The organism is Pseudomonas sp. C1C7 (assembly GCF_013359595.1).
Classification (GTDB): Bacteria; Pseudomonadota; Gammaproteobacteria; order Pseudomonadales; family Pseudomonadaceae; genus Aquipseudomonas.
This window is the reverse complement of sequence record NZ_JABFMP010000014.1, coordinates 1-13400: the sequence shown is the minus strand read 5'-3', so window position 1 is coordinate 13400 and position 13400 is coordinate 1. Positions and strand designations below refer to the sequence as shown.

The following is a 13400-nucleotide window of genomic DNA, read 5'->3' as shown; positions in this document are numbered from 1 at the left end:
GTTGCGCGCATCGCAATGGCCGTGACGCTCCCCCCTGGATGGTTGTACCGTCATCAGAGCCTGCCAAGATAACCCTGAACTCATTACAAGGAAGGTACGGAGCCTGGATGGACTCGCGTGCCGGGCCGGCTCCTGGTGGATGACGTCAGATGAACAGCCTTGGAAATACCCACAGCGACACGGTGCTGCGCTTCGGCCCCTATGCATTCCACATGCAGCAGCGGCTGGTGCTGGATGGCGACGAGCCGATGCGCCTGGGCGGGCGTGCGCTGGATATCCTGCAGGTGCTGGTCGAACACGCCGGCTCCGTGATCAGCAAAGAGCAGATCATCGCCCAGGTGTGGCCGCGCTCGGTGGTCGAGGAAATCAACCTGCGGGTGCACATCGCGGCGCTGCGTCGGGCCTTTCGCGACGGGCAGGACGGCCACTGCTACATCGTCAACATTCCCCAGCGCGGCTACAGCTTCGTGGCACCGGTGCAGCAGGCCGCGCAAATCACTCCGATCCCCCTCGAACACCTGCATGAACTCCAGCACAACCTGCCGGCGCGACTGACCTCGATCATCGGTCGCGATGCGGTGGTGGGCAGTCTGATGCGACTGCTGCCGACGCGCCGTTTGATGACCCTGGTCGGCCCCTGCGGCATCGGCAAGACCACGGTCGCGCTGCGGGTCGGCGAGTTGCTGTTGCAGCATTTTCATGACGGTGTGTGGCGGGTGGATCTGGCGCTGATCGATGACCCGCAGCAACTGGCCGATCACATCGCACAGACCCTTGACCTCAGCCTGGAGGCGCTGGAACAACGGCACGTGCTGTTGATCCTCGATAACGGCGAACACCTGCTGGAGCAATGCCGGTCGCTGGTCGAAACGCTGCTGGCCTCGGCGCCGCGCCTGTCGATCCTGGTGACCAGCCGCGAACCGCTGCTGGCCACCGGCGAAACCCTGTTGCCATTGCCGCCGTTGGTGGTGCCGTCGGCCTCGGCGTTGCGCAGTGTCGAGGAAGTCATGGGCTATTCGGCTGTGCAGCTGTTCGTCAGCCGCGCCCGTGCCCGTCAGCAGGGGTTTGTCCTGCGCGAGCAGGACCTGCGGGTGGTACGCGACATCTGCCGGCGTCTCGATGGCTTGCCCCTGGCCATCGAACTGGCGGCCGCGCAGATCGACGCGCTGGCGTTGGTGGGCGTGCAGGCGCAACTGGATAACTGCTTTCAACTGCTGACCCAGGGCCGACGCACGGCGGTCCCCCGGCACCAGACCCTCAAGGCGGCACTGGACTGGAGTTACGAACGCCTGAGCCCGGTGGAGCAGACCGTGTTGCAGCGCCTCGCGGTGTTCAAGTCCGCATTCACCCTGGAGGCGGCGCTGGCTGTGATCAGCTGCGACACACTGGTGCCCGCCAGTCTGACCAAGGTGCTGGACAGCCTGGCCCTCAAATCACTGTTGTCGCTTGAGCAGGACCGGGGCGTGAGCCGTTACCGCTTCCTCAACACCACCCGCCGTTATGCCCTGGAAAAACTCGAGCACAGTGGCGACTTGCGCAGGTTCCAGACCCGCTACGCCGGCTTCATCGGCCAGGGGCAGCGGCCGTCAGAGCCGCAGGTGATTCTGCAACTGGCCGAGTAAGCCACCCACGGCGATCAGGTCGGGGGTGTGATGGCCTTCGGTGAAGCGCCGGTAGATCGGCGCCAACAAGTCATGGGCCTGACGGTAACGTCGCTGACGCTGCCACAGCCGTGCGAGCGACGTGGCACTGCGCAACTCCCACGCCAATGCACCTTGCGACCTGGCCACGTTGAGCGCCTTGAGCAGCACGGTTTCGGCGGTGCAATCCTTGATCGGGCAGTCGTCGGCCAGCAGCGCATCGGCCCTGGCCCGCAGAATCTCCGCGGTACTCCAGCCCGCCGCGCCGCTGTCGGCGCGCTTGAGCAGGTGCTCGTCGACGAAGCCGCCGTCCAGCGTGACCATGATCTCCTTGATCAAGCCGATGCCCGGACCTGGCGCGGCCTGTCCGTCGCCAGCGTCGATGACCTGCGCATAGTGCTGCGCCCAGGTGTAGAACAGCATCACCGAGTGTTTTTGCGCCTGCTCCAGCAGCATGCGCAGCAGGTCGCGGGCGGTTTGGCTGTCGCCGTTGTAATGGGCGATCAGGCAACCCGACAGGGCCAGGGTGTAGCAGATCGACGTGCCGTGGTTGATCTGCAGGGCGATGTCCAGCGCCTGTCGGGCGGTGCGCCAGGCCTGTTCCGGTTGTCCCTGGAGCCAGAGAATGCGCGCCAGGATGGTCAGGGCCGCCACGCTCTGGTCGTACTGCACGCCAAAGCCGTGGGTGAAGCGGTTGAGATGGCCGCTGTGGGCCATGCGCTGGATGACTTCTTCGGCATTGAGCCGCGCCCGTGACTGGTCGCCGGCAAAATGCAGCGCCAGCACCCGCAGGCGATGGGTACTGAGCGACAGCAGCGGATCGCCATGCAGGCCCAGGCGGTCGAACTGCTGAGTCTGCTCCAGGGCCATCTGGTACTGGCCGCAACTGAGGTTGACCGCCATGTGCCCGGAGACGGCGCGCAATTCTCCGACCACGTCATCGCATTGTCGGGCCAGGGCGCGGGCGGTGACGAAGGCGCCGATGGTTTCCGCGGTGCCACCCTGAACGTGATAGCAGGCGCTGCCCAGGGCCAGTTTCAGGGCCATTTGCAGGCGCGGGCAGGGTTCGGGCGCGGCTTCCAGCAAGGCCAGGGCCTTGCGCACATAACCGCCGTGTTCCTTGAGCAGCGACAGCTCCTGCCAGAGCGGCGTGGACGCCGCGGTCAGGCGGATCGCCAGCGCCTGCGGCCCCAGGGCATTCAGGCCCCAATCGAGCGCCGCGCGGATGTCTTCCAGGCCCCGGGCATAGCGCTCGATCCACAGGCTGGTCGGCGTGCGTTCCCATTCCTTTTGCGCCTGTTGCATCAAGGCCAGGCAGCGCTCGGTGTGGCGCTCGCGGGTGGCGGGCAGTTCGGCGGCCTGTTCGAGTTTTTCCAGGGCGTAGCGGCGGGTGGTGTCGAGCAAGCGGTAGAACACCTCCTCGTCGCCGACGTCCACGCTCAGCAGGGACTTGGCCACCAGTTGCGTGATCGAACCAAATACCTCGCGAGGTTCGATGTGTTCGCCGACGATCACCGCTGCCGCCGAGGCCAGGGTGAAGCCGCCACGGAAAATCCCCAGTCGGCGCAAACAAGTCTGTTCGCAGGGGCTGAGCAGCTGGAAGCTCCAGTCCAGTGTGGCGCGCAGGGTCTGGTGGCGGCCCGGGGAGGGCTGGCTGCTGTGAGGGAGCAGGCGGAAACTGTGGTGCAGTTGCCCCAGCAAACCATCAAGACCCAGGCTGGCGACTTGCGCGGCGGCCAGTTCCAGAGCCAGAGGAATGCCGTCGAGGCGTCGGCAGATGTCGATCACCAGCGGCAACTGGGCATCGCTGAATTCGAAGCTGTCATGGCTGGCCATGGCCCGTTCGATGAACAGCTGCAACGCGGAAAAACTCATGGCCTGGGCGCGGTCCGGAACGGCGATGGGCGGCGGGCAGTCGAGGGATTCCAGACGCTGCACGAACTCGCCTTCGGCCCGCAGGCTCTCGCGGCTGGTGGCCAGGATGTGCACCTGCGCCGCGCCTCGCAGCAGGCTCTCGCAGAGCACGGCCACGTCGTCGAGCAGGTGCTCGCAGTTATCGATGACCAGCAGCATCTGTCGCTCGCGCAGGAACAGGGCGAGGCTGGTCAGCGGTTCGGCGTCGTGCAGGGACAGTTCCAGCAGCGCGGCCAGATGGCCGCTGATCATCAGCGGGTCGGTGATCGGCGCCAGGTCCAGCAGGCGGATGCCGTCACGGTAGCGACCGATCAGTTGTTCGGCGACGCTCAGGGCCACAGTGGTCTTGCCGATGCCGCCGGGGCCGATCAAGGTAATGAAGCGCTGGCGCGGCAGTTGCTCCACCAGACTGTCGACCAGCGCCTGGCGACCGATCAGGCGGGTGCTGCGCAGGGGCAGGTTGTGCCCGCGGGATGCAAGCGGCTCGCCGGGTGGGCTCGGCCGGGTCTGCTCGAGAAAGAACGGGGCGACGAAGCTGTAGCCACGCTGGGCCACGGTGACGATATAGCGCTGGCCGGCCTGGCCATCGCCGAGGGCCTTGCGCAGGGCCGCCATGTGCACCCGCAGATTGATCTCCTCGACCACCGTGTCGGGCCAGACGGCGGCCATCAGTTGCTGCTTGCTGACCACGTTCCCGGCGTGTTCCAGCAGGATCAACAGGATGTCCATCGCCCGCCGCCCCAGGCGCAGGGGCTGGTCGGCCTCCATCACCAGGCGTTGCGCGGGGTAGATCCTGTAGGGGCCGAAATGCACGGCCTTTTCGAGGGAAAGGGTCAACGGGTCACTCCTGTCACAGCCGTCTGTTACGCGGCTTTCAGGCATGTTCTCAGGTTTTTGCGGCAGTGCAATGCGTGGCGGGCCTGACTGCGCGGTGTTCACTTCGACTGGCGGTTGTCCGGGAGTGGAGAAGGCTCCGTGTTTATTGGGTGTCGCCTGGGTTAAGCGGATGTCGAGGCGTTGGGCGGCCCAGGAAAATTAACAACGTTTAACTCGTCGTACTTTCGTTCCGGTTCAACACTGGCCCCGTGTTGGGATTTCATTCATCGGAAGGACGCCGTAATGATCAACGTGGTGGTGGTCTATCACAGTGGCTACGGGCATACCCGGGTCATGGCCGAGGCGGTGGCCCAGGGGGTGGAACGCCATCCCGGCAGCCAGTGCCGGCTCGTCTGCATCGAAGATGTGAACGACCACTGGGACCTCCTGCACCGAGCCGACGCCATCATCTTCGGCGCGCCCACCTACATGGGCAGCGCCTCGGCGGCGTTCAAGGGTTTCATGGAAGCTACTGCCGCCTTCTATCTGGCGCAACCCTGGCGCGACAAGCTGGCTGCCGGCTTCACCAATTCCGGCTGCCTGTGCGGCGACAAGCTCAACACCTTGCTGCAGATGGCGGTATTCGCGGCCCAGCATTCGATGATCTGGGTCGGCCTCGACGTGCTGCCTGCGCGTTCGGGTGTCGGGGTGTTCGACGGTCAGCTCAATCGCCTCGGCAGTTCGCTGGGCGCAATGGCCCAGTCCAATGTCGAGCAGTCACCCGAGCAGGCGCCGCCGGTGGAGGATCGCTGCACGGCGGCGCATCTGGGGGCGCGGGTGGCGCGGTTGGCGGCGCGGATGGCGATAGATCCGGATAAGCGCACGGTCATGTAGCAGCTGGCGAAGCCTGCGTCCGGCTGCGCAGCAGTCGCAAACCCTGTGCACCGGATTTACCTGATAGACCGCAGTGCATGATTTTACGACTGCTGCGCAGCCGGACGCAGGCTTCGCCAGCTGCTACAAAACCGCGCTGGCGCTGGGTCTGCTTTTCGGGCCCTGCATCACCCGGCAGCGCCAGGCAAACGGGTTGATGCCTTCGCTGCGGGTGAACATGTGGCAGAAGTGCGCCTGATCGCAGAAGCCGCATTCCAGGCTGATCTGGGTGAGACTCAGGTCCGTGTGCTGGATCAACAGCTTGGCCCGGGCGATGCGTTGCTGGCGGATCCAGTCCTGGGGCGAGAGACCGGTGCTGCACTTGAAAGCGCGGGAAAAATGACTGCGTGACAACGAGCAGGCGAGGGCCAGTTCGGTCACTTCCAGGGGGTCGCCGAGCCGCTCGAGAATCAGTTGTTTGACCAGTCGCTCACGTTGAGGGCTGAGGCCCCCGGCGTTCTTCTTCAGGGAATCTGCGACTGTCGCGAGGACGGCGTTTTGCTGTAATTGAGCCATGGCAAAGGTCCGTATCGGTAGACCTCATTTTTGAAGCCGGGCGCTCTGGCTTGCGAGTTAAACGTTGTTAATTCCTCGGCCATCGCGGGAAGACTCGCGTAAAGTCGGCCACATTCACCCCCGTACCTGGCCTGACACACAAGGAATCCGTGCCTGTGAATCGAAATGATCTGCGTCGCGTCGACATGAACCTGCTGGTGATTTTCGAAGCGCTGATGTTCGAGAAAAACCTCACCCGCGTTGCGGAAAAACTGTTCATGGGCCAGCCGGCTGTGAGCGCCGCGCTCGGTCGCTTGCGTGACCTGTTCGATGATCCGCTGCTGTTGCGTCAGGGCCGTGGCATGGAGCCGACGGGGCGGGCGCTGGCGATCCTCAAGGAACTGCAGCCGGCGATGGACGTGATTTCCGGCGCGGTCAGCCGGGCCAAGGAGTTCGATCCGGCGACCAGCAACGACGTGTTCCGCATCGGGCTGTCGGACGATGCCGAGTTCGGTCTGTTTCCGCCGCTGTTGCGTCAGTTGCAGGAAGAGGCGCCGGGGATCGTGGTCGTGGTGCGCCGCGCCAACTACCTGTTGATGCCGGCGCTGCTGGCGTCCGGGGAGATCTCCGTGGGGGTGAGTTACACCACGGAGTTGCCGGCCAATGCCAAGCGCAAGAAGCTGCGGGATATTCCGTGCAAGGTGCTGCGCGGTGATACTCGGCCGGGGACGCTGACACTGGATGAATACTGCGCGCGGCCCCATGCGATGGTGTCGTTCTCCGGGGACTTGAGCGGCAATATCGATCTGGACCTGGCCAAGGTCGGACGCTGCCGCAAGGTGGTGCTGGGCGTGCCGCAATTCAGCGGTCTGCGGGCATTGCTGGCGGGCACTGAGATGATTGCTACCGTGCCGGATTACGCGGCCTGCGCCTTGGTCGAAGGCTGCGGCCTGCGCGCCGAAGACCCGCCCTTCGAAATCGAAGCCGCGCAACTGTCCATGGCCTGGAGCGGCGTGCACGACAACGACCCGGCCGAACGCTGGCTGCGCTCGCGCATCAGCCAGTTCATGTCCGCGCCGCTGGACACCTCCGGCAGCGCCTGACCCACCGCCATCCTGTAGGAGCGAGGCTTGCCCGCGAAGGCGTTGTGTCAGTCAACATCGATGTCGCCTGAACCACCGCCTTCGCGGGCAAGCCCGCTCCCACAGGGTTATGTGTTGATCACAAAATCCGGGAGCACCGCGATCACTGTGGGAGCGAGGCTTGCCCGCGAAGGCGTCCTGTCAGGCAACATCGATTTCAGCTGACCCGCCGCCTTCGCGGGCAAGCCCGCTCCCACAGGGTTATGTGTTGATCACAAAATCCGGGAGCACCGCGATCACTGTGGGAGCGAGGCTTGCCCGCGAAGGCGTCCTGTCAGGCAACATCGATTTCAGCTGACCCGCCGCTTTCGCGGGCAAGCCTCGCTCCTACAGTGCTCGTGCCGCTTGCGCAAAAAGAGCACGTACATCCAATTTTTTCTCCCCCCACCCCGGCAATCTCTTTACTCGATTTGCCGGAGCCTTGCGTATGTCTGATTTCAACCGACCAGAACCCACCAGCCCCGGAGCGGGCGAAGTCGTCACCCTGATCGTCAAACACCGGATCAAGGCCGGGTTTGAAACGCCTTATGAAGCCTGGCTGCGCAACATCGTCAAGGTGGCGGGGCAGAGCGAGGGGCATTTGGGGGTGGATGTGGTCCGTGGCAAGCAGGCGGGCCTGCATCTGTTCACCTGTGTACTACGCTTTTGTTCCACCGAGGCGATGCAGCGCTGGCTCGATTCGCCGCAGCGCCAGGCGCTGGTCGACGAAGCCGCGCCGATGCTGGCCGACGGCGACCAGACCGAAGTCAATCCGGTCAACGAGTTCTGGTTCGCTCCGCTGGCCGATGCGGCTTCACCTCCGCCGCGCTGGAAGCAGGCCGTGGTGACGCTGCTGGTGATCCTGCCGCACACCTTGCTGGTGCCGCTGCTCTGGGGGCCGTTGCTTGCCCTCAATACGTTTCTGTCCAGCTACGTGGTCGCGACCTTCCTGATCACCCTGACCATCGTGCTGTCGGTGGTGTACGTCTTCATGCCGATGGCCACGCGCCTGTTTGCGCCCTGGCTGGAAGCCGGCCAATCCCATTCCTCTCAATCTTAAGGAAACGCGATGAACGCCGATCTGATTTTGTTCAATGGCCAGTTCCATACCGTTGACCGGGAAAATCCGCGCGCCAGCGCCGTGGCCATCCGCGAGGGTCGCTTCGTGGCGGTCGGCAGCGATGCCCAAGCCATGGCCCTGCGCGGCTCGGGCACCCAGGTGATCGACCTCAAGGGCCGCTGTGTGATTCCTGGCCTGAACGACTCGCACCTGCACCTGATCCGTGGTGGCCTGAACTACAACCTGGAACTGCGCTGGGAAGGCGTGCCGTCGTTGGCCGACGCACTGCGCATGCTCAAGGAGCAGGCCGACCGCACGCCGACCCCGCAGTGGGTGCGAGTGGTGGGTGGCTGGAACGAATTCCAGTTCGCCGAAAAGCGCATGCCGACCCTGGACGAACTCAACCAGGCCGCACCGGACACCCCGGTGTTCGTGCTGCACCTGTACGACCGCGCCTTGCTCAACCGTGCCGCGCTGCGCGTCGCCGGCTATACCCGCGACACGCCGAACCCGCCGGGTGGCGAGATCGTCCGTGATGCCAACGGCAACCCTACCGGCATGCTGGTGGCGCGTCCCAACGCGATGATCCTGTATTCGACCCTGGCCAAGGGGCCGAAGCTGCCGCTGGAGTATCAGGTCAACTCGACCCGCCAGTTCATGCGCGAACTCAATCGCCTGGGTCTGACCAGCGCCATTGATGCCGGCGGCGGTTTCCAGAACTATCCGGACGATTACCAGGTGATCGAGCAGTTGGCCAAGGATCAGCAACTGACCGTGCGCATCGCCTACAACCTGTTCACCCAGAAGCCCAAGGAAGAACTCACCGACTTCAAGAACTGGACCAGCAGCGTGAGCCTGCACCAGGGCGACGACTTCCTGCGGCACAACGGCGCCGGGGAAATGCTGGTGTTCTCGGCGGCGGACTTCGAAGACTTCCTCGAGCCGCGCCCCGACTTGCCGCAAAGCATGGAAGACGAGCTGGAGCCGGTGGTGCGCCATCTGGTCGAACAGCGCTGGCCGTTCCGTCTGCACGCCACCTACAACGAATCCATCAGCCGCATGCTCGACGTGTTCGAGAAGGTCAACCGCGACATTCCGTTCAACGGCCTGCCGTGGTTCTTCGACCACGCCGAAACCATCACCCCGCAGAACATCGAGCGGGTGAGGGCGCTGGGCGGCGGCATCGCTATTCAGGACCGCATGGCGTTCCAGGGCGAGTACTTCGTCGAGCGTTACGGCGCCAAGGCCGCCGAAGCCACGCCGCCGATCAAGCGCATGCTGGCCGAAGGTGTGCCGGTGGGTGCCGGTACCGATGCAACGCGGGTTTCGAGCTACAACCCGTGGACCTCGCTGTACTGGATGGTCAGCGGTCGCACCGTGGGTGGCCTGGAGCTGCACGCCGAAGGCCTGTCGCGCCAGACCGCGCTGGAACTGTTCACCCACGGCAGCGCCTGGTTCTCCTCGGAGCAGGGCAAGAAGGGCCAGATCAAGGTCGGGCAACTGGCGGACGTGGCGGCACTGAGCGCGGACTTTTTCAGCGTCGACGAAGAAGCGATCAAGTGGATCGAGTCGGTGCTGACCGTGGTCGGCGGCAAGGTCGTGTACGCCGCGGGTGATTTCGAGAAGCTGGGCCCGGCCAGCTTGCCGGTGCTGCCGGACTGGTCGCCGGTGGTGAAGGTGCCGGGCCACTGGCGCCCGACCTCACCGATGCAGGCCCAGGTTCATCAGTGCAGTGGTCCGTGCGCGGTGCATTCTCACAGTCATGAACGGGCGCGCCTGTCGAACGCGCCGGTCAGCGATTTCGCCGGTTTCTGGGGCGCGTTCGGCTGCTCCTGCTTTGCCTTCTGACGCATAACCAAAAACGCCGACGCTCTTGCGTCGGCGTGACAAGCAATAACCATCCACCAAGGAGTTTTTCCAATGAGCAACGTTCCTTACAAGCGCCTGAACAAAGATGACGCCGTTGTACTGCTGGTCGATCACCAGACCGGTCTGATCTCGCTGGTGCAGGATTTCTCGCCCAACGAATTCAAGAACAACGTGCTGGCTTTGGGCGACATCGCCAAGTTCTTCAACCTGCCGACCATCCTGACCACCAGCTTCGACAGCGGTCCGAACGGCCCGATCGTGCCGGAACTGAAAGCCCAATTCCCGGATGCACCGTTCATTGCCCGTCCAGGCCAGATCAACGCCTGGGACAACGAAGACTTCGTCAAGGCCATCAAGGCCACCGGCCGCAAGCAACTGATCATCGCCGGTGTGGTGACTGACGTTTGCGTAGCGTTCCCGACCCTGTCGGCCCTGGCCGAAGGTTTTGACGTGTTCGTGGTGACCGACGCTTCCGGCACCTTCAACACCACCGTGCAACAAGCTGCCTGGGCACGCATGTCGGCCGCCGGTGCACAACTGCTGAACTGGTTCTCGGTAGCCTGCGAGCTGCAAGGCGACTGGCGCAACGACATGGAAGGCCTGGCCAACCTGCTGTCCGAGCGCATCCCGAACTACCGCAACCTGATCAACAGCTACACTACCTTTACCGCAAAATAAGCCGCCAGGCTTACTGTAGGAGCCGAGCTTGCTCGCGATGGTCGTTAACGATAACGCTGGGCATCTGATGCTCCGCGGCGTTTCTGAATCCATCGCGAGCAGGCTCGCTCCCACAGGTAAAGCGTTAAAAGATCGCAGCCTGCGGCAGCTCCTGCAGGGGATTGGGTTCCCGTGCAGGAGCTGCCGCAGGCTGCGATCTTTTGCTGTTTAAGGTTTCAGATGAGTCTTGAGTTCCAGCCCCGCCTGGCGTACTGCCGCTTTCACCGCCGGAATCTGGCTCAGCGGGTTGAGCAGGCCGAAGTCGTGGATCATCCCGTTGTAGCGCACCGAGGTCACCGGCACGCCAGCGGCATCCAGGTGCCGGGCATAACCTTCGCCTTCGTCACGCAACACGTCGAACTCGGCGGTCTGCACCAGCGCCGCAGGCAGGCCCTTGAGTTGTTCGGCGCTGGCCTTGAGCGGCGAGGCGTGGATCTGGGCGCGTTCGCCCGGGTTGGTGGTGTAGTTGTCCCAGAACCACTGCATCATGCCCTTGGTCAGGAAATGGCCCTCGGCAAATTGCTGGTACGAGCCGTTGTCGAACCCGGCGTTGGTCACCGGCCACATCAGCAACTGAAAGCGCAGGGCAGGGAAGTTCTGTTCCTTGGCCATCAGCGCCACCACCGCCGCCATGTTGCCACCGACGCTGTTGCCTGCCACGGCCAGGCGCTTGCCGTCGACACCGATCTCCCGTCCATGCTCGGCCACCCAGCGGGTCGCGGCGTAGGCCTGGTTGATCGCAGTCGGGTAGTGCGCTTCCGGCGACGGCGTGTAGTCGACGTACACCGCTACGGTGCCGGACTCCACCACCAGGTCGCGAATCAGGCGCTGGTGAGTCGGGAAGTCACCCAGCACCCAGCCGCCACCGTGGAAGAACATGAACACCGGCAACTCGCCCTTGATCTTGGCCGGGCGGACGATCTTCAGGTTGATGGTCTGCTCACCGACCTTGATCGCACGGTCACTGACTTCGACACCGGACAAGTCCACCTTCACCGACGCCTGGGCACCGGTCAGCACCGCACGGGCGTCTTTCGGGCTCAGCTGTTCGAGGGGCTTGCCGCCACCTGCGGCGAGGGCTTCGAGGAAGGCCTGGGTGTTGTGCTCCACGCCCGGGCTGCCGGCGGCAAAAGCGTTGCCGACAGCGAAAGCGAGCAGTGTGGTGGTCAGGGTTTTCTGGACGATGTTCATCGGGTAATTCCTTTTAGTCTGTTGGTTGGCAGCTCGTGTACCGAGCCGATGTGTGCAGATTAATGAGGTGCCCGAATGAGAAAAAGCCGCTATAAAGCGTTTGACTGTCAACCAAGGTGTGACAATGAACCCGTTCGAAGACATGCGTATCTTTTGCCAGGTCATGGACTCCGGCAGCTTCACCGCCGCCGCTGATCAACTGGGCCTGTCCAAGCAATTCGTCAGCCGCCGGTTGATGCAGCTCGAAGAGCGGTTGGGCGTGCGTTTGCTCAACCGCTCCACGCGACGGCTGGACGTCACGCCGCTGGGGCAGAGTTACTACGAGTCGGCCTTGCGCCTGCTGGGTGAGATTGAGCAGGTGGAGCAGGGCATTGCCGGGCAGACCACGGAGCCGCGTGGAACCATTCGGGTGAGCGCGCCGCTGTCGTTTGCACTGGCGCATCTGGGGTGTCTGCTGCCGTTGTTTTTGCAGCGGTATCGGGATGTCACGGTGGAAGTGGATTTGAGTGATCGGCCGGTGGATCTGCTCGGTGAAGGTTATGACCTGGCGTTGCGTATCGGCACGCTGGAAGATTCGACGCTGATTGCCCGACGCATCGCATCGATCGAGCGTGTGTACTGCGCCAGTCCTGCTTATCTGGCTGAGCGTGGTACGCCGCTCAAACCCGAAGACCTGCATGACCATGACTGCCTGCCTTACGGCCACGGCCGCCAGGTGCAATGGCGCTTCGCCGGGCCGGGCAAGCCCATGGCCGTGAACGTCACCGGGCGGATGCGGGTCAACAATGGCGAGCTGCTCAAGGATGCGTCGGTGGCCGGGATGGGTATCACGTACCTGCCGACCTTTATCGTCGGCGCGGCATTGAAGGAGGGCAGGCTGGTGCCAGTGCTGGACGATTTCCGCCCCGAGCCCCTGACTCTGTCGGCGGTCTATCCGCAGCACCGCCAATCATCGCGACCGGTGCAGGCGTTGATCGAGTTTTTGCGCGAGCGGCTGAATCAGGCTGAATGTGAGCTCTAAACACCGGCCCCTGTAGGAGCGAGGCTTGCCCGCGAATTGGCCGGCACATTCAACATTGATGGTGCCTGACACACCGCCTTCGCGGGCAAGCCCGCTCCCACAGGTTCGGTGTGTAAATGAAGAATTTGCTGACAACCACAACCATTGTGGGAGCGAGGCTTGCCCGCGAAGAGGTCGGTACATTCAACCTTGATGTTGCCTGACACACCGCCTTCGCGGGCAAGCCTTGCTCCTACGGGTTCGGCGGCTGAATCAGTTGCTGCGTTTGTCGTCGCCGGGTTCACCGCCGGCGTGCAGGCCGCGGTCGTCGCCGACTTCACCGGCGCGGTGGGTGCCGTTGTCGTCGCCAGAGCGGTGGACGCCATTGTCATCGCCCGAACGATGTACGCCGTTGTCGTCACCTGAGCGGTGAACCCCGCGGTCGTCACCGGGTTCGGAGTGGGTGCCGCTGCGGCCGGAGTTCGAGGCGGTGCCGTCGGAATGGTCGCTGCCGCCATGGCCGCTGCCGCTGCTGCCGCCACTGCTACCACCATGACCACTGCCGCTTCCGCCACTGCCGCCGCTTCCACCACCGCCACTTCCGCCGTGACCGCCGCCATTGCCGCCACCACCATGACCGCCGC

The 13400-nt window shown here is 64.0% G+C and carries 10 protein-coding genes and 1 pseudogene; 7 read left to right on the top strand and 4 right to left on the bottom strand.

The genetic code is table 11. From position 1 onward, the window contains the following. Positions 1 to 149 precede the first annotated feature (149 nt). Positions 150 to 1622, top strand: a complete 1473-nt coding sequence (locus HNO86_RS13655; protein ID WP_175377480.1) for a winged helix-turn-helix domain-containing protein — start codon at positions 150 to 152, stop codon at positions 1620 to 1622. Here the strand turns inward: HNO86_RS13655 and HNO86_RS13650 are convergent. Then, a complete protein-coding gene (locus HNO86_RS13650; protein ID WP_175377479.1) occupies positions 1587 to 4391 on the bottom strand; it encodes a winged helix-turn-helix domain-containing protein in 2805 nt (934 codons plus the stop codon). The genes HNO86_RS13655 and HNO86_RS13650 overlap by 36 nt on opposite strands. Before the next feature lie 282 nt (positions 4392 to 4673). Between HNO86_RS13650 and HNO86_RS13645 the strand changes: the two genes are divergently transcribed. Further along, positions 4674 to 5264 carry a flavodoxin family protein gene (locus tag HNO86_RS13645; RefSeq protein WP_175377478.1) on the top strand — a complete coding sequence of 197 codons (591 nt, stop codon included), beginning with the start codon at positions 4674 to 4676 and terminating at the stop codon, positions 5262 to 5264. A gap of 123 nt (positions 5265 to 5387) precedes the next feature. On the opposite strand, the gene HNO86_RS13640 is transcribed toward HNO86_RS13645, so the two are convergent. Beyond that, positions 5388 to 5819 (bottom strand): helix-turn-helix domain-containing protein, encoded by a 432-nt coding sequence (locus HNO86_RS13640; RefSeq protein ID WP_175377477.1) that lies wholly within the window; start codon positions 5817 to 5819, stop codon positions 5388 to 5390. 155 nt (positions 5820 to 5974) lie between these two features. Here HNO86_RS13640 and HNO86_RS13635 point away from each other — a divergent pair, with 155 nt between their 5' ends. From HNO86_RS13635 to ycaC, 4 genes are all read left to right on the top strand, one after another. Next, positions 5975 to 6901, top strand: coding sequence for a LysR substrate-binding domain-containing protein (locus HNO86_RS13635; protein ID WP_175377476.1), 927 nt, complete (start codon positions 5975 to 5977; stop codon positions 6899 to 6901). A 466-nt stretch (positions 6902 to 7367) separates the two neighbouring features. Continuing rightward, positions 7368 to 7979, top strand: coding sequence for an antibiotic biosynthesis monooxygenase (locus tag HNO86_RS13630; protein WP_175377475.1), 612 nt, complete (start codon positions 7368 to 7370; stop codon positions 7977 to 7979). 9 nt (positions 7980 to 7988) lie between these two features. Then, the gene (locus HNO86_RS13625) at positions 7989 to 9827 is read left to right on the top strand and encodes an amidohydrolase (protein WP_175377474.1); all 1839 of its coding nucleotides are present in this window, start codon (positions 7989 to 7991) and stop codon (positions 9825 to 9827) included. 72 nt (positions 9828 to 9899) lie between these two features. Continuing rightward, entirely contained in the window at positions 9900 to 10526 is a 627-nt protein-coding gene (ycaC, locus tag HNO86_RS13620; RefSeq protein WP_175377473.1) for an isochorismate family cysteine hydrolase YcaC, read from the top strand. Between the two features lie 207 nt (positions 10527 to 10733). Here ycaC and HNO86_RS13615 read toward each other — a convergent pair whose 3' ends face one another. Next, entirely contained in the window at positions 10734 to 11756 is a 1023-nt protein-coding gene (locus HNO86_RS13615) for an alpha/beta hydrolase (RefSeq protein WP_175377472.1), read from the bottom strand. Positions 11757 to 11880: 124 nt separating this feature from the next. Here HNO86_RS13615 and HNO86_RS13610 point away from each other — a divergent pair, with 124 nt between their 5' ends. Continuing rightward, a complete protein-coding gene (locus HNO86_RS13610; protein ID WP_175377471.1) occupies positions 11881 to 12777 on the top strand; it encodes a LysR family transcriptional regulator in 897 nt (298 codons plus the stop codon). Between the two features lie 252 nt (positions 12778 to 13029). On the opposite strand, the pseudogene HNO86_RS13605 reads toward HNO86_RS13610, so the two are convergent. Then, positions 13030 to 13400, bottom strand: a pseudogene (locus HNO86_RS13605) (hypothetical protein); the annotation flags it as partial.

Coding starts and splice junctions, on each gene's coding strand:
- HNO86_RS13625 (WP_175377474.1), top strand. CDS start 7,989: ATGAACGCCGATCTGATTTTGTTCAATGGCCAGTTCCATACCGTTGAC.
- HNO86_RS13610 (WP_175377471.1), top strand. CDS start 11,881: ATGAACCCGTTCGAAGACATGCGTATCTTTTGCCAGGTCATGGACTCC.
- HNO86_RS13630 (WP_175377475.1), top strand. CDS start 7,368: ATGTCTGATTTCAACCGACCAGAACCCACCAGCCCCGGAGCGGGCGAA.
- HNO86_RS13640 (WP_175377477.1), bottom strand. CDS start 5,819: ATGGCTCAATTACAGCAAAACGCCGTCCTCGCGACAGTCGCAGATTCC.
- HNO86_RS13615 (WP_175377472.1), bottom strand. CDS start 11,756: ATGAACATCGTCCAGAAAACCCTGACCACCACACTGCTCGCTTTCGCT.
- HNO86_RS13655 (WP_175377480.1), top strand. CDS start 150: ATGAACAGCCTTGGAAATACCCACAGCGACACGGTGCTGCGCTTCGGC.
- ycaC (WP_175377473.1), top strand. CDS start 9,900: ATGAGCAACGTTCCTTACAAGCGCCTGAACAAAGATGACGCCGTTGTA.
- HNO86_RS13645 (WP_175377478.1), top strand. CDS start 4,674: ATGATCAACGTGGTGGTGGTCTATCACAGTGGCTACGGGCATACCCGG.